General features: G+C 68.4%; 17 protein-coding genes. All 17 read right to left on the bottom strand.

Translation table 11 applies throughout. The annotated features are described in order from the left end of the window. Window positions 1-3: 3 nt before the first annotated feature. The 17 genes from AC2SGK_RS03410 to AC2SGK_RS03330 all read right to left on the bottom strand — a co-directional run bounded on the left by AC2SGK_RS03410 (window position 4) and on the right by AC2SGK_RS03330 (window position 18,921). Entirely contained in the window at window positions 4-2,178 is a 2,175-nt protein-coding gene (locus AC2SGK_RS03410) for a cellulase family glycosylhydrolase (RefSeq protein WP_488322183.1), read from the bottom strand. After that, window positions 2,178-4,646 carry a hypothetical protein gene (locus AC2SGK_RS03405; RefSeq protein WP_488322182.1) on the bottom strand — a complete coding sequence of 823 codons (2,469 nt, stop codon included), beginning with the start codon at window positions 4,644-4,646 and terminating at the stop codon, window positions 2,178-2,180. Before AC2SGK_RS03405 ends, AC2SGK_RS03410 begins: the two co-directional genes overlap by 1 nt. Before the next feature lie 10 nt (window positions 4,647-4,656). Further along, the gene (locus AC2SGK_RS03400) at window positions 4,657-6,738 is read right to left on the bottom strand and encodes a phage tail protein (protein ID WP_488322181.1); all 2,082 of its coding nucleotides are present in this window, start codon (window positions 6,736-6,738) and stop codon (window positions 4,657-4,659) included. Then, window positions 6,738-7,112, bottom strand: a complete 375-nt coding sequence (locus AC2SGK_RS03395; protein ID WP_488322180.1) for a DUF6950 family protein — start codon at window positions 7,110-7,112, stop codon at window positions 6,738-6,740. Before AC2SGK_RS03395 ends, AC2SGK_RS03400 begins: the two co-directional genes overlap by 1 nt. Continuing rightward, complete coding sequence (locus tag AC2SGK_RS03390) at window positions 7,097-7,669, bottom strand: hypothetical protein (protein WP_488322179.1); 573 nt, start codon at window positions 7,667-7,669, stop codon at window positions 7,097-7,099. The genes AC2SGK_RS03395 and AC2SGK_RS03390 overlap by 16 nt, the downstream gene beginning before the upstream one ends. Then, window positions 7,666-8,340 carry a hypothetical protein gene (locus AC2SGK_RS03385; protein ID WP_488322178.1) on the bottom strand — a complete coding sequence of 225 codons (675 nt, stop codon included), beginning with the start codon at window positions 8,338-8,340 and terminating at the stop codon, window positions 7,666-7,668. The genes AC2SGK_RS03390 and AC2SGK_RS03385 overlap by 4 nt, the downstream gene beginning before the upstream one ends. Beyond that, on the bottom strand, window positions 8,340-10,601 hold the full coding sequence (locus tag AC2SGK_RS03380) for a phage tail tape measure protein (protein ID WP_488322177.1): 2,262 nt from the start codon (window positions 10,599-10,601) through the stop codon (window positions 8,340-8,342). The genes AC2SGK_RS03385 and AC2SGK_RS03380 overlap by 1 nt, the downstream gene beginning before the upstream one ends. Before the next feature lie 13 nt (window positions 10,602-10,614). Beyond that, entirely contained in the window at window positions 10,615-10,857 is a 243-nt protein-coding gene (locus AC2SGK_RS03375; RefSeq protein WP_488322176.1) for a hypothetical protein, read from the bottom strand. Window positions 10,858-10,937: 80 nt separating this feature from the next. Next, a complete protein-coding gene (locus AC2SGK_RS03370) occupies window positions 10,938-11,306 on the bottom strand; it encodes a hypothetical protein (RefSeq protein ID WP_488322175.1) in 369 nt (122 codons plus the stop codon). 5 nt (window positions 11,307-11,311) lie between these two features. Next, window positions 11,312-11,740, bottom strand: coding sequence for a phage tail tube protein (locus AC2SGK_RS03365; RefSeq protein ID WP_488322174.1), 429 nt, complete (start codon window positions 11,738-11,740; stop codon window positions 11,312-11,314). A gap of 22 nt (window positions 11,741-11,762) precedes the next feature. Beyond that, window positions 11,763-12,185 carry a hypothetical protein gene (locus tag AC2SGK_RS03360; RefSeq protein ID WP_488322173.1) on the bottom strand — a complete coding sequence of 141 codons (423 nt, stop codon included), beginning with the start codon at window positions 12,183-12,185 and terminating at the stop codon, window positions 11,763-11,765. A 1-nt stretch (window position 12,186) separates the two neighbouring features. Further along, window positions 12,187-12,513, bottom strand: coding sequence for a head-tail joining protein (locus AC2SGK_RS03355; RefSeq protein WP_488322172.1), 327 nt, complete (start codon window positions 12,511-12,513; stop codon window positions 12,187-12,189). Next, window positions 12,513-12,863, bottom strand: a complete 351-nt coding sequence (locus AC2SGK_RS03350; RefSeq protein WP_488322171.1) for a DUF2190 family protein — start codon at window positions 12,861-12,863, stop codon at window positions 12,513-12,515. The genes AC2SGK_RS03355 and AC2SGK_RS03350 overlap by 1 nt, the downstream gene beginning before the upstream one ends. 78 nt (window positions 12,864-12,941) lie before the next feature. After that, on the bottom strand, window positions 12,942-15,059 hold the full coding sequence (locus AC2SGK_RS03345) for a head maturation protease, ClpP-related (RefSeq protein WP_488322170.1): 2,118 nt from the start codon (window positions 15,057-15,059) through the stop codon (window positions 12,942-12,944). Further along, complete coding sequence (locus tag AC2SGK_RS03340) at window positions 15,052-16,545, bottom strand: phage portal protein (protein ID WP_488322169.1); 1,494 nt, start codon at window positions 16,543-16,545, stop codon at window positions 15,052-15,054. Before AC2SGK_RS03340 ends, AC2SGK_RS03345 begins: the two co-directional genes overlap by 8 nt. 1 nt (window position 16,546) lies before the next feature. Further along, window positions 16,547-16,741: a phage head-tail joining protein gene (locus AC2SGK_RS03335; RefSeq protein ID WP_488322168.1), complete on the bottom strand. Its 195-nt coding sequence runs from the start codon at window positions 16,739-16,741 to the stop codon at window positions 16,547-16,549. Next, window positions 16,741-18,921 (bottom strand): phage terminase large subunit family protein, encoded by a 2,181-nt coding sequence (locus tag AC2SGK_RS03330; RefSeq protein WP_488322167.1) that lies wholly within the window; start codon window positions 18,919-18,921, stop codon window positions 16,741-16,743. The genes AC2SGK_RS03335 and AC2SGK_RS03330 overlap by 1 nt, the downstream gene beginning before the upstream one ends. Window position 18,922: the final 1 nt, after the last annotated feature.

Genomic DNA, 18,922 nt, shown 5'->3' with positions numbered 1-18,922 from the left:
TCCTTAGCCTACACCCAGAACGGTGCCGTCTTTCAGCACCGCGCCTACGGGGCGCCCTTGCCGATCCACCTTGGGCAGGGGGTTGCCGAGGCGGTCGAACATCCATGCCCCGCCGCCGCCGGGGGCCGGGGGAACAATCGGGATCGGGTTCGTGAACTCCGCCTCGGTATAATCGACCGGCTCGCTCCAGCCATCGGCATACCAGCCGTCAGTCAGGTCAAGGTTCCAGGTGTGCAACCGTGATGCCAGCGCACCCGCGTCCAGCATCAAGACCTCGCCGCCTTCGGGAAGGGTGATGATGACGTCCCGGTTCTTAATCGCCGCCTGGTTATCCACGACCTGAATTGCCGCCCGCATCTCCGAAACGCTCTGGAAAGCGCCCAGGAATGACAGGCGGTCGCCTCGCGAAGGATCGAAGCCGTAGATATGCGTGACCGCGCCGGGGTGACAGATCACGCGGTTGTCCCAGCCATAGGGCAATCCGATGGTTGCGTGCGGCCGGGCCTTGGAATAGCCGTGGAAGGGCGGATCGGCCGGGCGGGGATGCGCGGTGTAGATGATCGCCGGGCCGCCTTGCGACATGACGACATGGTTGCCGTTGCCGAGGCGCACGACGCCGCCGCCGGTCCCCAGATGGAAGTGGTTGCGCTGGTAATAATCGACCATGTGGTGGTGGATCACGGTCTTCCCGTCGCCGCCCAGCACCTGCAACGTGACGGCGCCCGACATATCCGCGCAATCATGAAACGTCGTGCCTGTCCCGCCATAGCTGACATACCACCCGGCCAGCGTCTCCGCGATGTCTATGTTCGGCAGCGGGGGCTGGACGCTGTTCAGAAGATGCCAGCCGTCAATCTCAAATTGCGACGGGTCCATGCTGTTGAAGGATCGCAGTCCGTGCTGTTCCCAGCCCTTCACTCCGCTAGGCGCACTGTCGAACCATTCCGGGTGGTTTTCCAGGGACCAGTGCTGGATCGCCTCGGCCGTCGAAAAGCGCCGCGCCAGCACTGGATCATCCGTGCCCAGGGCAACGCGCGTGGAAGACGCCTGCGCCCAGTTCACGGCGGGCCACCAGCCGACGCCCCATGCCTTCTTGTTCGGCCAGCCCTCGACGCGCGGCGTCAGCCAATTCAGATGCCGCGACCTGAAGTAGTGCTTGTACCAGTCGCCCGTCCGCAGCGGGTTGTGGCACTGACCGAAGATGTTGGTTTCCGTGACACAGACCGGATCGGACCCCAGAACGCCCCACCGCACGACCGTCGCCCGGTCATGCTGCGCCTGCGTGGCGGTCCTCTGGTCGAAGCCCACGTAATAGTGGATCGACCAGATCAGCCGATCCAACCCCACGGCCTGCCGGATCGCATCGAGGCCACGGACATTGCCGCGCTGCGGCAGCCGGGTATTGTGCAATGTGTTCGCGTCGCCGTTGAAAGACCAGGTCGGGGCCAGGATCGCCTTGCCGTTGTCGATGCTGCGGATCTTCTGCGCGATGGCCTCGATATGATCCACGAAGCGGCCGACGAAATACGGCAGGTTGCCAGGGAACGAATTGTTCCCGGCAAAATAGGCCGCAGGCTCGTTCATAATCTCGTAGCCGATGGTCTGTTCCCACAACCAAGGGCGATCATTGAGCCATTCGAACAGCATGTCCCATGTCTCAAGCTGCCGGATGCCCAGCTTCACGCTTTCCGCGTGCCAGTCGTCAAAGCTCTCGACCGGCCCGTAGCTGTTCGGCCATTGAGCTACTCGGGCGGGGTCGCCAAGGCGCTGTGTAGGGCCATCGTGAAAGTCCCAAACCAACCACCAGTCAGACCTGTCCTCCGCGCACTCCTCATAGAATTGTTCCATGTAGGGATGCATCTGCAGCTTGCCGTTTCCATCGCGTGTCCAATAGTGCTTGTTGAACGGCGCGCGGATCGTGCGCAGCTTCGGGAAGGATCGTCGCATCCCGCGCGCCAGCATGGTGCCGCTGTCCGATCTGTTCAGGTCGATCCCCCAATAGAGCTGCTGCATCTCGCCATGCCACAGGTTCTCCAGCTTCTCGCCTGCGTCGATGCGGGCCTGTTGCTCCTCATTTGGCTGGCCCCAGATCTGGGGGCCGTTCATGTGCATGGGCAAGCCCGCGACGTATTCCATCGACTTGGCGTTGAGCTTGGTGGGTGCGGGTCCGATCGGCATCAGGCATGCCCCATCACGAGGTTGGAAAACCCGGTATTTGCCGGGGTGCCGCCAGATGCGACGAAGGCGTAGATTTCCGGGAGCCCCCCCGTCAGGCTGGCCGCTGCATCGCCCGTCAGGTTGTGGGTGATGACCGCGTTTCCATTCACGCGGACCTGCACCTCATTGATGGACGTGCGCCGGATTTCCGCCGTGAACGGGAATTCATAGGCCGCGCTATGGGTCGCCAGCGTGCGGCGGCTTCCATTGTTCTCGATGTATTGCAGGATGATCTGGCCGGGGCGGAACAGCGCGCGGATCGCATTGACCCCGTTCCCGTTCACGCCGAGGCCGATGCCGTCGAAGCTGTTGAGATGCGCGGTGTTGGACAGGGTGACGATCTGCGCCCGCACAAACTGCTGGGTGACGAAGTAATCCCGATACAGCGCCCGCACGAACTGGTTGGAATGAGTGACGCGCGCGACACCGCTGTTCACGATCAAGCCGCGCGTGGTGATCGCCATGTCCGCGATTAGGTTCTGCCACTTCGCCGGCCGGGCGTTGAACAGCAGAAGGTTCGCACCAGACAGGTCTGCCACCTCGTCAGCCGCGCTGACGGTGACGGTTCGGTCAAGATCGCCCTCGCCCGCGCCCACATAGCTCACATGGCGGATTGCGACTGCCTGTGGGCCGGTGGCAAAGCCGCCCACGACATAAGGACCAGCCGCGGGGGACGGAAGCGCCAGCCAAGGAGCCTCGTCACCGCCAACCCGCCGGTCGATACCAATAATGGGAGGATTTTCGGTCGGCACGCTGCGGATGATGATCGCCACCGACTTCCCATCGCGGGCGTTGTAAACGTCCCAGGACTGCGCGGCAGGCACCTGCGGCTCGTTCGGAGCCGGGACGGTGATCCAGGCGTCAAACACGCCCATCACCGCCTGCGGGCTGTCCCAGGTCCACCATTCGACCGACTGCTGCATGGTAACGCCGTCGGGTCGCACAGGCAGCGCGGGGCCGGTCTGGAACAGCTTGACGCTGCCCTGCACCGCAACCGCCTCGATGCTCTCAACGGCGGCCTGCAGCGTTGTCAGATCGGCCTGGCTGGCCTTGGCATTGACGGCCGTCTCCAGCGCAGCAACGCGGTCCTCTCGTGCGATTTCCAGCCAGTCGCCCCAAGCTCCTGCCTTGCGCAGGCGTTCGAAGCGGCGGCCGGAGGCGTCAAGCCAGACCTGACGCAGCCCATCGACGACCTGCTCGACCTGCACGTCAGCAGAATGGGGCGAGGCCAGCACGGCCGGGGCGCCGGTGATGGCAACGCCCGTGAAACTGTAGCTGCCCGGCGCCTGCGTCCACGCGGTGCTGTTCCGCTCGCCAGGGGAGCTGGCCGTGGTGATCGTCACCAGCTTGCGGGCAACGGACGCCAGCCCGCTTTCCAGCTCCTCGCCCTGGACGTCGCCCGACAGCACCCGCATCTCGTTGCCGATGCGCTTGAGGGTATAGGGGCTGCCGGGGATGATCTTCCCGGCGGGCCACGGGCTGCCATTGCGCCGACGCAGACCGCGTCCGTTCAGGGTCGGATTCTGGCTGGGGTTCGTTGCCGGGAAACTGACGGTGACCTCGCCGTTCACCGGGATGTCCGTCATCGCCACAGACGTGAACGTGCCTTCGATGTCGGCGGTGTAGGCGTTGCCGGTCAGGCTGACGTTGACCAGGGTGATCGCGCCCTGGCGCAGCGCGGCGCGCTGGAAGCCGTCAGCGTCAGCACGAGCTGACGCCTCCAGGGCCGTTGCTGTCGCGGCCTCGTTGCGCGCCGCGGCCAGCTGATCCGAGGTGACCGAGGACAGCGCCCGCCAGTTCGCCCCGACGCGGCGCAGCATGATGCTGACGCCCGGGCGCAGGAAGCCCGCGGGAAGCGCCGTGCCATTCTCCGTCTGGATCGTGCGCGCGGTATCCCCGCTGATCTGCAGCGTGACCGGGCCGGTGTTGGCCACCGTGGGCGTCACCTCAACGATGGTCGAGCTATCCACCGTCACGCCCAGGGCCTGGGCCGCGTCGGCGAAGCTGGCGGTGATCGCGTTGGCGGTGCCGCCGATGCCGGTCAGGCTGAAGACCCCGGCATTGCGCAGCGCGTTGCGGATGTCCGACAGCTGGAACGCGCGGCCCCACCAGGCGCCCGTCGCATCCTGCTGATGGGTCGCCGTGACGGGATCGGGCGCGATCGTCAGCGCCTGCCAGATGGAGACGTTCGTGGACGAACGGAAGATCACCGTGCCGGTGCCGACGGGGAAGGTCGTGCCCGAAAAATCGCTGCTGGCGGTGCTGGCGACGCGCCGGGTCTGCAGGTCCGCCAGAAGCGCGGCCAGCTGCGGGTCGATCCCGTTGATGGCGGCGATCAGCTCGTTGAGGAGCTGCACGATCCAGGCTTTCTGGGGCGGGGTGTTGTCCACCCAGACTTGCCCCGGGTTGCGGGTGGGGTTCACTGCCATGATGTGCTCCTCAGAGGGTGCCGATGTTCAGGGGGGCCGAGGTGACGCCCGAGCCGTTGCCCGAGCGCAGCCAGTAGGTCGTGGGCTCGGGCGCGGCGGTCAGCTGCACGGTGACAGTGCTGGCCTGATCGCGGACCCACCGGACGAAGGTCGCATCCGCGAAGGGCGCGCCGCGCCAGATGCCGGTCTGGGCGTAGTTCGCGCCCAGATCCGGGCGGAAGGTGATGGTGATCGTGTCGCCGGTCCGCGTCGCCTCGACCAGATCGGGCTGCGCGGGGGGCGTGCTGTTGGCGATGACCACGATGGCCGGGACGAGCGTCCACGGCCCGGCCTTGGTCACATCCGGGCTGCCGCCGATCGCCACGCCGATGGCGGCCAGCCCGCCGAGGACGCGGCGCGCGCGGATGTCGTAGGTCTGGCTGTCGGCCAGCTCGGGCGTGCGGAAGTAGCCCGTGTCCTGGTTGACGTTCACCACCGCCCATGCCCCGCCCGCCGGGCGGAACTGCACCTGGGTGACATAGCCGGTGATGGGCGAGACGACGCCGCTGATGAAGGCCGGGGGGCGGCCGCCATCGGTCTGCACCGCGACATCGGTGATGACGGGCGCCAGGATCGGCGGGCGGCCATTCTCCGGCAGCGGCGGGGCCGAGGGCTTGCCGCCTTCCTCGGCCGCGGTCCAGGCATGGGCCGCGGCCTCGTCGCTCTCCAGCTCGACCTTGACCACGCCGTCGGTGGCGTTCAGGTCCAGCGACAGGGCGGGCACGCGCATCGGTGCCATGTCCAGCCCCCGATCGGGGCGGTGCAGGAACACGCGCTCCTCGCCCAAGAGGCGCAGCCCCCAGAAGCGCAGCGAGGCGGCGGCGGTCACGCGGGGGTTCTCGCGCGCGGCGGCGATCTTGGTCAGGGCGCGGGCCTGGCCGTGATGCTGGACGGTCAGCAGCGACAGCTCCCGCGGCTTCGGCTCGCCGAAACGGGCGATGGCGCGGGCATCCTCCCAGGGGTCGGCGGTGGTCTCGGTATAGTCCAGCGAGGGCTCGACATATTCCGGCACCAGCGTGGTGACGCGGTCCAGCTTGGACTTGCCCGGGCCGCAATCCAGGCTGACGATCTTGCTGTCGTCGATCACCACGGTGGGCGCGCGCCATTTGGCGACCCGGACGCCGATCTTGCCCTCCTGGGTCAGGTGCAGGGTGCCGCCCACCCCCTCCAGGAGGCGGGCGGCCACGTCCTTCATCGGCTCGTTCAGCCCATAGCTGCCCCCGCCTGTATAGCGCGGCCGGGTGCCGCCCGCCGTGGGCAGGGCGTCGTTGCAATCGGCGATGGCGGTCAACCAGGAAGGCAGGTCGAACTCGGCCAGCGGGATCCGCCCCGACCCGGCGTCCGACAGGTAATGCAGCAGATGCCGGATCGGGTTGACGGTGAAGCTCTCGGCCCCGGTCGCGGGCTCGAAGCAGGGCGTGCCGCGGATGATGGCGGTGATCTCGGGCGGCTGGCCGCCGGGATAGACGTCGTTCACATCCTCGGGGGCCACGGCCTTGAACTCGCCCAGGATGGTGGCCACGCCGTCCAGCCGGTGATCGGCGGTCCAGCGCATCGGGAACATCGCGCGCAGCGTGTCCCAAGCCCCGCCCTCGGCCTCGGCCCCGTGCCCGGTGCGGACGCGCAGGCGGATGCGGTCCTTCCAGGGGTCGGTCTGGACCCAGCCCTCGGCATCGACGCTGACCGGCTTGCCGTCCAGATACCAGGCATCGACCCCGGAGATGCCGCCGGTCGAGACCGCCAGCAGCACACAGGCGATATTGCCGCTGCTGTATTTGGGCGCGAAGATGCCGTCGCTGATGTCGATCCGGGGGTCGCCGCGATAGAAATCCGCGAACATCAGCACGCCGCCCACGCGGACCCGCCCGAAATGCTGCACCCGGTCGGCGGCGCCCGCGCGGATCTGCGTCTGCAGGTCGCGCGGCTTCGGCCCCTTGGGCTGGTTCAGCTTGGCGCTCAATGCGCTGACGCCGAGGTTGATGGCGGTGCCGATCAGGAACTTGCCCACGGCGGTCTTTGCAACGGCCAGGATGACCGGTATCGCCTGCGGCATCATTCACCCCACGAGATGATGGCCCGCGCCGGGCATTCGCCCAGGCCCCGCGGGGTGCGGAACGCCCATCGGCGCCCGGTCCAGATGGCCGCGACCTCGCGGCCGCGGATGTCGATGACGCCCACATCGCCTCGCCGGGGCGCGTCGGTGATCCGCAGGGGCGGCATCCAGGGGGCGATGGCATGGCTCAGCCCCGCGGCGATCAGCCGCTCGGCCCCGGCCTCGTCGTCATACATGCCCCGGAAGGCTGCGGCCGGGTCGTGCCGGAAATGCAGCACGCACCAATCCGCGACCCAGATGGTGCAATCGCTGACGCCCCAGACCCAAGGCAGGGAAGCGCCCGCCGTCAGATAGCGGTCTATTGCGTCAGCCATCCGGTGAACTCGGCCCCGCTGACCTCGTATTGCGCAGCGTATTCGCAACCCTTGTCGCCGCCGGAGCGCATGCGCTGGTCCCGGTCGGTGTATTTGCCAAGAAGCGTAGCGTTACGGTCTTGGAACGGACCCTCAGCCGTGATCGAAAAGTAATCGTCCTTGACCGTCTCCACACGCCGGATGTCCGATATCCGGCCCCGGTGGATATGGATCGCGGGACCGACCGCCTCGCCGTCCACGAACAGCACCAGGCGCTGATGGATCACCGCGTCGCGCCACTCGGCCTCGTCGGTCATGTGGGCCATGGACAGATCGGCGCTGACCATGCCGAACCGGTATTGAGCCGGGTGCGCGTCCATGACGCCTGACGCCCTGATGCCAGATGCTTGGATCACGCCATGAGCCGCAAGCCATGTGTGTGTGCCATCCGGCCACGGCGTGCTTCCCTCAATCAGCCGCACGGTGCCCGAGGCGAAGCCCACCTCAAAGGTGCGGCGCGCCTCGATCCGGTCGCGGTTGGCGTCAAGGAAGGCGATCTGCGCCGTCGTGAAGCTCATCGGTCGAAATCCTCGATGAACGTCAGCGTCACCGGCTCACCCCATGACAGCAGATTGCGCGCGCGCTCACCCTCCTTGTCGGTAGCGAACTTGACCCGAACCTTGATCGGATCAGTCTCCAGCGTGGTTCCCGCCGGGATAGCCTCGCGCAGCGGCGGCTCGAACTTGACCCAGCCCGACCCGTTCCGCCGCACGACGCGGTAAAGATAGCCGTTCACCGTGAACAGGTCGCCAACGCGAAGGGATGGCCTGACAGGGTCCGTCAGGCTGACGTTGAACTGGGACGCCCCGGCTGCTGCTGAGCCAACGGTAAGCATTGGCTCCACGCCGTCGCCCGCCATGGCGCCGGTGCCGTCCGTGTGCCAGGTCCCGTCGCTGTGCGGGATCTGCGTCGGTGAGACGCTGTTGTCATAAGCATAGGCGTCATACAGCGGGATCAGGGCCGAATTGAGACGGCCGCGCATCTCTGAGACCAGCGCCTCGAAGCGGCGCAGGCGGTCTGGATCAGGGTCCACGATCAGCTGGAAGGTCAGCCGCCACACGCCCGTGCCGCTGCTGATGATCTGTTCATGTCCCGACAGGCCAACGCCCGCGCTGCGGCTGGTCCAGTCGATGAAATAACTGGTCATCGACAGCCGGAAATGCTCGGACGGCCATTCGATCACCGCCATTACATCCGCTCCTGTTCGTATTGGGTGATGGTCGAAACGCGTCCGGGCAACTCGCTCTCGGCGAAGCGCGCGACGCGGGCGCCTGCGACACGGTCGGCGCGCCGATCGACGAAGGCGGTCAGGTTGCCCGTCTCGGGATCCACGCCCACCACCACGCGGGCCGGGTCGCGATCGCCGCCGGACTGGTCGGCCATGCGCCTGGAGATGTCATGCGGGATGACCCGCGTGCCGCCGGGCAGATCGAGGATCTCGCCGCCGCGTTCGTTCAGCCGCGTCAGCCCCGCCGGAGAGAAGGGCGTGCCGCGCGCGAAGGCCGGGATTGCGTTCAGCCCCGCGCCGCGCAGCGCGCCGGTCAGCGCGTCGCCGCCCCCGAAGAGGCCGCCGAAGACCCCGCCCAGAATGGCACTCAGACCGCTGGAGGCCATGCGCGACGCCATGTCGGTGATCATGTCGGCGAAGCGCGTTTTGATGTTGTCGAAGACGTCGCCGAGGTTGCGGGCGCCCTCGGTCACCCCGTCAAACTGCGTCAGCATCCCGCCGGTCAGGCCCTGCATGGACCCCTGCACCCGACCCGCGCCGCCGTCGATGCCCTGGGCCAGGCCCTCGGTGATCCAGGCGCCGAAGCGCCGGAAGACCCGCGACGGGGAATTGATCTCGTTGGCCTCGGCAAAGCCCTCCTGATAGGCGACCCCGTCCTGGTTGCCCTGCACCCGGATGCCGGCGGTGCCCTGCGCCAGACCGGCGCGGATCTCGCCCGTGGGCGCGGGCGGGGCGATGACGTCGGCATCCGGCGGCGCGATGGTGCCCTCGCGGCCGCCGCCGATGCCCGAGAGGCCCTTCCAGTTCTCGTTGACCCACCGCATGGCATCGACCACGGGGCGGATCTTCGACCAGACGGTGTCGAAGGCATTGCCGATCGCCGTCAGGACCGCGTCCAGACCGGCCTTCAGTGCGTTCCAGCCCCGCAGGATGGCATCCGTCAGGCCGAGGGCGTCGGTGACCGGCTTGATGCCGTTCTCCCAGGCCCAGGTGAAGACGCCGACGATGCCGTCCCAGAGCGTCTGGTAATAGTCGCGCAGCCCCGACCAGGCGGTGCGCAGCCCGTCCACCGCGCGGGTCAGGTCGCCGGTGAAGATCCCCGCCACGAAGTCGCCGAAGCCCGAGAAGATGGTTCGCACCCCGTCCCAGAGCCGACCGAACCACGGCCCCACATCGTCCCAGCTGCGGTAGATCAGCACCGCCGCCCCGGCCACGGCCGCGGCCGCCAGGCCGATCGGGTTGGCCAGGAGCAGCGCCGAGACCCGCGCCAGCGTGCCCCCGACCGAGACCAGCCCTTGGATCATCAGCCCCACGCCCGCAAGGAACGGGCCGATCGCCGCGGCGGCCGCCGTGAGGCCGAGGCCCCAGCTCAGCATCTCGGGGCTGGTCTCGGCCAGGCGCGCCGTGAAGGCGGCCAGCCGACCCGCGCCCTCGATCAGCCCCTCCATCATCGGCATCAGCGCGGTGACCAGCTCCGAGATGGCCGGGGCCAGCCCGATCAGCGCCTGCTGGAACTGCGTGGTCAGCACGGCCGAGACGATGCGGAAGTCCTTCTGCGTGTCTTGCGCGGACCGGATCAGGTCCTCGTCCAGCGCGAGGCCCAGCTCGCGGGCGCGGCGCGCGGTGGCCGCGATCTCGGCCCCGCCGTCTTGGAAGGCCGGGATCAGCGCGGTCGCGTCGCTGGCCATGGCCTCCAGGTAGAAGGTCATCTCGGCATGGCTGACATTGGCGTCCTTCAGCGCGTCGATGTACTTCGACAGCGCCTGAGACGATGTCAGCCCCTCGAAGCTCTCGATGGTCAGGCCGACCTTGGGGGCGATGGTCTCGAAGAAGTCGGCCATGGGACCCGCGCCGGTCGCCCGGAAGTCGCCCAAGCGGTCGTTCACGTCCTTGAGGATGTCGGCCAGCTTGTCCTGCTGGATGCCGTAATCCTCGACCGTCAGCGCAGCCTCCTTGAAGTCCTGCACCGACAGGCCCGCCAGGTCGGCCTGGCGCTGCAGGTCGGCCAGGCTGTTGGCGCTCGAAATGAAGGCCGCGCCCGCCGCCGCCCCGGCCGCGACCAGGGGGGCGGTGACGCGGGTCGAGAGCGCCGCGCCCATGCGCTGCACGTCCTGTCCCAGCCTGCGCATGCCGGTCGCCGCATCGTCCAGCCCCTTGCGGAACCGGGCGTCGTCGAGGCCCATGATGACCCGCAGGCGGCCGACGAGGCGCGATGACGACATGGGGGCTTCTCCATCATTCGGGGGGATCGGTGCGGGCGCGGGCGGCCTGCCAGTCGCTGAGCCTGACCTTGGGCAGGCTGGCCTTGACCCCGGCCAGGTAGAGGCCGATGTCGGTCTTGTCGCCGGGCCGGGCCAGCAGCTTCTTCAGGGGCGGGATCTTCTTAGCGCGCTGCAGGCAGGCGTTCAGCCATGCGGCGGTCAGCGCGGCCTCGTCCCGGCGGTCGATACGGCGCTGCGCGGCGGCCGTCTCGATCATGTAGAGGCCCGGCGTGATGCGCCAGAACCGGTCGGGATCGAGGCCGAGCGTCAGCCAGGCCTCGTAGAGGCCGGGGATGTTCAGCCCTTGCGGGCCTTCGCCTTTCCCCCGGCCTTCGCGCCGTTTCCCCCGGCACTCCCCTTGCCACCCTGCGCCTGCAGCCCCTCGAAGGCCGCATTGATGACGCGCACCGCGACGGTGATGTCCGCCGCCAGGAGATCGTCGGCCAGATGGCGGTCCGCCTCGGGGTGATGGCGCTGCAGCGCCAGTTCCGTCACCCGCAGCAGCACCGCGAAGTCGGGCATCTGGCCCTCCTCGAACATGGCCATCAGCGGGGCCAGGTCCTTGCCGTATTCCTCCTGCAGCCGGGCGAGGCCCGCCATGCCGAGGATGAGGCCGTATTCCGTGCCGCCATGGGCGGCGGTCACGACGCCGGTGATCTGTGCCATGGTGATCAGTCCGGGATGATGTAGCTGGAGAGGCGGAAGGTCGCGGTCGCCGTCATCTTGTCGTCGATCGGCGCGCTGCGGGCGTAGCCCTTCAGGAAGCCCGAATAGGTGTCGGGAATGCCTTCCTCGCCGAGCGTCACCTCGATCAGCACCTCCTCGCCGCTGGCCTTGATCTCCCGCAGCAGGACATCGGTGGGCGAGCCGGGGATGTAGTTCATCGGGAAGGAGATCTCGCCGCTGTCGATCAGCCCGGCGATGAACTGGCGGCGCCGCCCGGGCGACTTCTGATGGGTGACCTGCACCTCGTCAACCTGTTCGTCGGGCGCGTCGATGTCGCCCAGGAGCTTCAGTTCGAAGGGCGTGCCCGCGCCTCCGCCGCTTGGGGTGCGGGTGACGCGCACCGTCGAGCCGTAGCCCAGCATTCCGTCTGCCATGGTCAATCTCCTGGCTGGTGGTTCAGATGAGGGTGGGTTCGGGCTGCCAGCTCTGCAGCCGGAAGCTCATGATCAGGGTGCCGACATAGGCGCGGGACTGGCTGTGGCTGACGATGCTGGTCTCCTCCAGCACGGCGCGGACCTCGCTGGTCCGCAGCGCGGCCAGGATCACCGCCTCGATGCGGGCGCTGTCCTCGTCCAGCTGGTCCTCGATGTCCTCGCCGCCCTCGCGGCGCAGCGCGATCTGCATCAGCGTCCGGCGCGTCACGGTCCTCTGCGCGTCGCGCTGGCTGGGCTCCTGCGGGGTCAGGACGCCGATGACCGGCAGGGTTGCGGCATCGACGCTCCCCGGCCAGACCTTCAGGATGGTGACCCCGGCGAAATGCGGGTCCGCGGCCAGAGCCGCACGAGCGGTGGCGCGATAGGCGCTGCGATAGTGGGTCACGTCATTCGGGCCTCAGATGCAGCTCGCAGAGCAGGAACGCATCGGCGGCGGGCGAACCTGCCGTGTGGATCGCGGTGATGGTGAAGAGGCGCCCGTCGCCCACGCGGATCACGTCGCCGCGCCGCACCTCCGGGACCAGCGTGCGCGCGACGCGCCAGGTCGGCGCCTCGATCAGCACCGCCTGGCCATCCGCGCCCACGACCTCGACGGGCGTCTCGCGGAAGATCGACGCGACATCGCGCAGCGGCCCGAACTGCGGGGCGAACTGCACCGTCGCGCCGAAGACCCCCGCCAGAATCCCCGACATGCCGTCGAAGATCCGGGTCATCAGGTGCCGACGGCGGCGGGCGTGGCCCCGTTCAGCCGCACGGCGCCCGTCGGCGACGGGTTGGCCGCGGCCTCGATCGCGACGCCGATCAACAGCGTGCCCGCGCCCGCGACATTGGTGCAGAGGCGGCTCGTGGTGTTGACGTAGATCGGCTGGCCGACCGTCCAGGCCTGTGCAGAGACCTTGGCGAGGGCATAGCAGCCCACCAGATGCGCCTCGACGGGCTCGCCGACGGCTGCCGCCGTGCCCGCGACGCCCGCCAGCAGCCCGGCGATGACGATGCCGCCCGAGGCGACGGCATGAGGGGCGACGACGGTGACGGAGTCACCTTTCTGCAGGAAGTTCTTCATGGGATCTCTCCACTGGAGGGGGGAACGACAGGAGCCGCCCGGAGGGCGGCCCTTGTCAGGTCAGGAATGTGGCGCAGATCAGGCCGCCGGGGCGGCGCCAGGATTGCGCCAGCCGCCGCGGAAGTCGGCATTGCCGATCCCGAAGTCATGCTCGACGGTCATCGAGAAGCCCTGGGTGCCGAAGGGCTCCTCGGTGCGGACGCGGGGGGCCTCCTGGCCTTCGAGGAAGCCGTAGACCCAGCAGGGTGCGCGGCTCGACAGCAGGTACCAGGAGAAATCGGTGATCTCGGTGGTCACCACGACCTGCAGCTTGCCCGAGAAGGGGTTGACCGAACCCGCCTCGGTGGCGGTGATCTGCGCCACGATCATCTCGGCGGCGGTCTCCTGCTCGGGACCGACCAGCAGGATGGCGGGGGCCAGGTTCAGCGGCGCGCCGTCGATGCTCTTCTGCTTGCGGATCGCCGCGCGACCGGCCGAGAGGGCGGCGGCGGTGATCGCCGTGCCCGAGGCCGCCAGGTTGTTGCGGCTGGCGTGGAACATCAGCTGGCCATCGACCATCTTCGCGCCCAGCAGGTTGCGGTAGAAGGTCTGCTCCTCGAAGAAGGCGACCGTTTCGCCATAGCTCGACAGCAGCTCGTCGATCGCGCCCAGGTCGTCGTTGATCATCATCTGGCGGCTGATGGTCAGGCCGCGGCCATAGGGCGCCAGCACGGCCGTCTCGCCGCTCTCGCCGAAGGTGCCCCACTTGATCTCGCCGGTCTCCTGGATCGGCAGCAGCATCGGGAAATCGCCCGTGCGGACCAGCGGCGTGGGCCGGAAGTCGCGGAAGTTGCGCTTGCGGGCGATGGCGCGATAGGTCGGCTGGAAGGCGCTGTAGCGCTCCAGCAGGATCTTGCTCAGGGCGTTGTTGAAGATCGCCGGGAAGTCCGAGGTCGAATGTGACGCGGCCATGAAGACGTTGACCTTGTCGCCCGCCGAGCGGATCTTGCCGCGATGCCCGCAGGAGGCCGCGGCGATCTCGACCAGCGACATGTCCATGTATTGCCGCGCGGCGGCCATGGACGGATCGCGCCCGGCGATCTGGGCATGCAGCGCATGCGCCATGGCCGCGCGGGCGGTGCTGCGTTCGTCGCGCATGATCGAGGCGCGCGGCAGGCCGCTGCGCGGGGCCGTGCCGTCCTGGGCGTGCTTCATCGTGTACTCCTTGGTGGCCTGCTTGATCGTCAGGCCCTTGTTGATCCAGTCCATGGCCACATCCGCGCCGATCCGGCGCGAGGCCGCGAAGGTCATGATCGCCGCCGCATCCCGGTTGGCCATGGCGGTCGCGGGGTTGGCCTCGTCGGCTTCGGTCTCGTCGTCGTCCGAGGCCTCCGCGCCGTCATCCTCGGACATGTCGGTCTCGTCCTCGTCGATCATGTCCGGCGTGGTCTCCTCGGCCTCCGAGGCCTCGATCTCCTCTTCGCCGGCCATGGTCGGATCGTCCTGATCGGACATGCTCGGCTGCGTCTTCGGGGGGGTGCGCTTGCCCATCGGGGTGCCTTTCTGCTGGGATGTGGCCGACCCGGCCATCATGGCCGTGATCATGCTGCCGGTTGCCTGCCGCGCGAGCCCGTCGCCGATCTGGCGCAGGCCCTTGGGTGCCTTGGGATAGAGGCGGTAATCGAAGACCGCAGCCGCGGCGGCGGCGGTCTCCTCGTCGGTCTCGGTCGCGAAGCCCGCCTCGACCGCGCCCGCGCCGTCGAAATAGGTCTCGGCCTTCATGATCTCGCGGGCCTCCTCGGCGGTGATCCCGGCGCGGGCCGCGTAGATCGCCGCATAGGCATTGGCGAGGACCGCCAACGACTTGGCGACGTGCAGGTGATCGTCCTCGGTCCCGCGCCCCTGGGTGTACCAGTTCGCCGGGTCGTGGATCATCATGATGGCGCCCGCGGGCATGACGATGCGGTCGCCCGCCATCGCGATCAGCGAGGCGGCCGAGGCGGCGATGCCTTCGATGATCACGGTGATCTCGCCGGGATGGTTCTTCAGGACCGTGTAGATGGCCTGGCCCTCGGTCGCGATGCCGCCGCCCGAGTTGAGACGCACGGTCAGCGGTCCGGTCATCCCGGCGATGGCCTCGCGGACGCTCTTGGCGGTGAAGCTGTCCTCGTCCCAGAACGAGGAGCCCACCGTGCCGGTCAGGAGAAGTTCATTCATATTGGGGATCCTTGTTGGGCAGGGTCATGGTCTTGCGGGCCGGGTCGGCCCTCGGATCGCTGTCGAACAGCAGGCCCATCCGGTCGGCCTCCTCCTTGTCCTGCAGCTGCTCCTGCAGCAGGCGTTCGGGATCGACGCCCAGCTGGCGAACCACGCCCTGGCGGGACTGAAAGCCCGACCGCACAGCATCCGACAGGGCGCCGAACTCGCGGGCCGGATCGACCAGGATGCGGTGCGGCGGCACCCAGGTCATCTTCACGGTCTTGGGGTTCTCCCACAGCAGGCGCTGGAACTCCTCATCGGCCTCGGCCTCGGCCCAGGCCTCGACGAACCAGCCGCCGAAGCGCTGCAGGAACATCGGCACCATCATCAGCCACTGCCAGCGCGAGATGTTGCGATCCATCTCCAGCCGCCCGATCCGGGCCGAGCTGAAATTGACGCCGGTCAGGTCGCCCGTCAGCGCCTCGTAGGTGATCCCGACGCCCATGGCCGCCGATCGCAGCACGGACCGCCCGAACTCGTCGAAGCCACCGACCTCGGGCGGATTGGCGAACTCCATCTCCTCGTTCTGCTCGATCTGCATGATCACGCCCGGCTGCAGCGTGCCGCCCAGCTCGGCCTTGGGCTTGATGTCCGGACCCAAGCGGTGGAACGCCGCGAAGCATGCGGCGATCTTCTGGCGCATCAGATGCGCGTCCTCCGAGTCGTCGAGGTTCAGCAGCTTCTCGGCGATCGGCGTGTACCAGCTGATGCCGCGCGTCTGGCCGGGACGATCGACCCGGAAGACATGGATGATGTCCTCGACCGGCACGCGCTCCGACATCGCCGGGGCGGTCCCGGGCCGCCAGGTGCCGCCCGGATGCTGGAGATGGAGCCAGTAGGCCACCCGATCGCCCCTGGCGTCGTATTCGATCCCTTCGCGGATCTCGTTTCCGTCCAGCGACTGCCCCCACCGGCTGTCGTCGATGTAGTCGGGCTCCAGCACCTCGATCTGCAGGGGCATGTCCAGGCCGGAATTGACCGGCCGGTGACGCCGGATCAGCACCTCGCCCGCGTCGATCACGGTGTTCATGGCCGTGGCCTGCAGGCCGTAGAAGTTCTGCAGCCCGAGGCGGTCGATGGCCGTGGTGTCGAGGTGATCCTCGATCAGCTCCAGCCCCCGGTCCCTGATGCGCTCGCGGACCCCCTCGGGCAGGCCCTTGGAGACCTGCACCTTGGGGATGATGCCGTCGCCGATGACATGCCCCGAGATGACCTGCTGCACCCGCGCCGCGAAGGGCGAGTTGCGGATCATGTCACGGGCGTAGAAGGCCACCATCCGGCGGTGGCGGCCGGCTGTGTCGGCATCGGCGCTGGTGGCGCGGATGCCCTCGTTGCGATGCCCAAGGCGGGCCGCGCGATAGTGCATGGCGACCGTGCGGGCCTTCTCCCGCGCAGCCCCGCGCGCGGGCGAAATCGCCATGATCACCCTGTCGATGATGTTCATGTCAGCCTCGACCGAAGCTGGGCGTCAGCAGCGACGAGGCCGGGCGCGGATCCAACGCACGCTCAATCTTGGCCTCCAGCGTGAACATCTCATCGAGATCCCTGAAGGTGACCTCCTCCCCGTTGATCTTCAGCGACTTCACGCCGCGGGCGATGTTGGCCCTCAGCTCCGCCAGATGTTCCGCCGTGTAAGCCATCAGAGCCACTTTCCTCTTGTCTGGATCCAGCCGCCCCGTCCGGGGGCCGAAGTCGGCGCGCGTGGCGGGGCCACGGGGCGAGCCGGTTGAAGGGTGTCCTCGCGCGCCGCCTCCTCGGACCGGTCGGCCTCGGGGACGTCGTCGGGCGCGGGCGTGGCGGTCGGCAGCAGCAGATGCGGGTTCCCGGCGCTCCAGGTCGCCCAGAAGACCGGATCGGACCAGTCGATCCGTTCGGCCCCCTTGATGATGTGCATGGCGCGGGCCTGGACCAGGTGGTCGAGGCTTTCGTTGCGCACCACGCCCGGCCGCTTCTCCCACCCTTCGGGCCTGCGTCGCTCGGCCGTGAACTCGGCCAGCTCGTCCGGTGTCATCCATTCCGGGATCAGGCAGGCGTTCACCAGCCCGTCCTCGGCCCTGAGCGAGGCCGCCACCGCATCCTTCAGGCGGTCGGTCGCCATGAACAGGATCTGGATGTCCTTGGCGACGCGGCGGCGGCGCGCCTTCTGGCTGGCGGCCTCCGGAGCCTTGAGCCAGACGCGGTCCGGCTTCTTCAGCCCGCCTTCGCCGCGGGTCAGGTACCACAGCCCGCCCTGCTGCTTGGCGCGCCGCCCCCGGTAGAACCGATAGGCGTTGTCCGTCGTGGCACCGCCGCCATGCAGGTCGATGGCCAGCGACACGGCCGTCATGCGGGCATCGGACCCGGCCACGGGCCAGCTGCGCTCGGCCAGCGGCGCCAGCGCCTCCCAGTCCTCGGCCACCTCGAAGGGCTTCAGCCGGCGCTCCTGATCGGCGCCGGGCATGCTGATGATGTCGAAGCGGTCGATCGGCATGTGCCGACCGTTCTCGCCCCAAGCCGTGACCCCGACCGAGAAGTAGGTGCCCTGCACGTCGATCGAGACGGTCAGGTAGCGCGCCCAGTTCGGCGCCGTGCCCCTGGGCAGATCGAGCCCCCGGGCCTTGTCGCGCAGCCCCTGGACGGTCACGTCCAGATCTGAGACGGCCGAGCGCGGGAAATAGGGCTGCGCCTGCCCCGTGTTCATCGCGGTCTTCAGCTTCTCCTCGTCTCCGGTCGCCTCGAAGGTCTTCACCGCCTGGCAATAGGTGGTGACCAGCTCGCGCCAGGAGGCGAAGGAGGCCGCCGCGCCGTCCAGCCAGTAGCTGAGCATGTCCGTCTTGCGGACCTGCCCACTGTCGATCGGGACCAGCTTAGGCTGGCCGTTCTGGTCGGTTTCGCGCCCCTCGTGCAGCCAGCGGCCGGCGGCGTTCAGCTCGCGCTTCAGCTGATGACCGAAGCCGTGGCCGCAATGCGGGCAGATCATCCGCGCGGCCTCACCGGCCTCCATCGGGTCGGCGCTGTCGGGATAGCGCAGGCGACGAAAGGTCGGCTCGAACTCGGCCTCGCAGTTCGGGCAGGGCCAGTACCAGCGCCCGCGCGTGCCGTGCGGATAGAGAGACAGCACCCCGTATTCCACCGGCGGGCAGTCATGCGGCGTCGAGGGCCGCCACGATTCGTCCTTCAGCGGCGCGCCGGGGCTGCTCTCGACCACGACCATGCCGCGCGACAGATAGGTCCTGGCCCGCGCCCGCATCAGCGAATAGGCATCGCCCTCGCCGTCGATGCTTTCGGGGAAGTGGTCGTAATCCGTGCCCAGGACCAGCCGGATGGTCGCCGAGCTGAGCTTGGTGATCGTGGGCCAGTCCAGGGTCAGCTGCGTGCCGCCCGTGAACAGCTTGTGATAGATGTTGTCCGAGCCGCGCCCGCTGCCTTGGCGCATCCGCAGCTCGGGGCTGTTGCGCACCATGGGCGAGATCTTGTTGCGCTCGAACTCGGCCGCGGCCTCGCGGGTCATCTGGAACAGCGCCACCCGGCCCGGATCGGCGGTGATCGTGTAGGCGATGGCCGATTGCAGCATCTGCGTCTTGCCCGACTGCGACGGGCCGCAGAAGGACAGGCCCCGATAGGACCGCGACGCAATCATGTCGGTCGGCTCGACCATGTAGGGCGTCACGTCGCGGCGGAACGGCTGCCACTGGCCCGAGACGTTGACGCGCATGTAGCGCTCGGCCGCCTCGGTGACGGTCATCTTCTGCGCGGGGCGCCATGCCGGCAGCGCCAGTTTCAGCGCCACTCGCGGGTCGGCATAGGGCGGCAGGGGCTCGAACTGGTCCAGGCTTCGCATG

The sequence above is a fragment of the Paracoccus sp. NIOT.M2S5SZ12 genome (assembly GCF_057748165.1).
This window is presented reverse-complemented; position numbering and strand designations above follow the sequence as displayed.

What these genes read in the sequence shown, in the direction of transcription:
- AC2SGK_RS03335 (WP_488322168.1), bottom strand. Translation starts at nt 16,741, where the DNA reads ATGGCTTACACGGCGGAACATCTGGCGGAGCTGAGGGCCAACATCGCC.
- AC2SGK_RS03380 (WP_488322177.1), bottom strand. Translation starts at nt 10,601, where the DNA reads ATGTCGTCATCGCGCCTCGTCGGCCGCCTGCGGGTCATCATGGGCCTC.
- AC2SGK_RS03405 (WP_488322182.1), bottom strand. Translation starts at nt 4,646, where the DNA reads ATGGCAGTGAACCCCACCCGCAACCCGGGGCAAGTCTGGGTGGACAAC.
- AC2SGK_RS03355 (WP_488322172.1), bottom strand. Translation starts at nt 12,513, where the DNA reads ATGACCCGGATCTTCGACGGCATGTCGGGGATTCTGGCGGGGGTCTTC.
- AC2SGK_RS03395 (WP_488322180.1), bottom strand. Translation starts at nt 7,112, where the DNA reads ATGGCTGACGCAATAGACCGCTATCTGACGGCGGGCGCTTCCCTGCCT.
- AC2SGK_RS03340 (WP_488322169.1), bottom strand. Translation starts at nt 16,545, where the DNA reads ATGAACATCATCGACAGGGTGATCATGGCGATTTCGCCCGCGCGCGGG.
- AC2SGK_RS03375 (WP_488322176.1), bottom strand. Translation starts at nt 10,857, where the DNA reads ATGATCGAGACGGCCGCCGCGCAGCGCCGTATCGACCGCCGGGACGAG.
- AC2SGK_RS03330 (WP_488322167.1), bottom strand. Translation starts at nt 18,921, where the DNA reads ATGCGAAGCCTGGACCAGTTCGAGCCCCTGCCGCCCTATGCCGACCCG.
- AC2SGK_RS03350 (WP_488322171.1), bottom strand. Translation starts at nt 12,863, where the DNA reads ATGAAGAACTTCCTGCAGAAAGGTGACTCCGTCACCGTCGTCGCCCCT.
- AC2SGK_RS03365 (WP_488322174.1), bottom strand. Translation starts at nt 11,740, where the DNA reads ATGGCAGACGGAATGCTGGGCTACGGCTCGACGGTGCGCGTCACCCGC.
- AC2SGK_RS03370 (WP_488322175.1), bottom strand. Translation starts at nt 11,306, where the DNA reads ATGGCACAGATCACCGGCGTCGTGACCGCCGCCCATGGCGGCACGGAA.
- AC2SGK_RS03390 (WP_488322179.1), bottom strand. Translation starts at nt 7,669, where the DNA reads ATGAGCTTCACGACGGCGCAGATCGCCTTCCTTGACGCCAACCGCGAC.
- AC2SGK_RS03385 (WP_488322178.1), bottom strand. Translation starts at nt 8,340, where the DNA reads ATGGCGGTGATCGAATGGCCGTCCGAGCATTTCCGGCTGTCGATGACC.
- AC2SGK_RS03410 (WP_488322183.1), bottom strand. Translation starts at nt 2,178, where the DNA reads ATGCCGATCGGACCCGCACCCACCAAGCTCAACGCCAAGTCGATGGAA.
- AC2SGK_RS03345 (WP_488322170.1), bottom strand. Translation starts at nt 15,059, where the DNA reads ATGAATGAACTTCTCCTGACCGGCACGGTGGGCTCCTCGTTCTGGGAC.
- AC2SGK_RS03400 (WP_488322181.1), bottom strand. Translation starts at nt 6,738, where the DNA reads ATGCCGCAGGCGATACCGGTCATCCTGGCCGTTGCAAAGACCGCCGTG.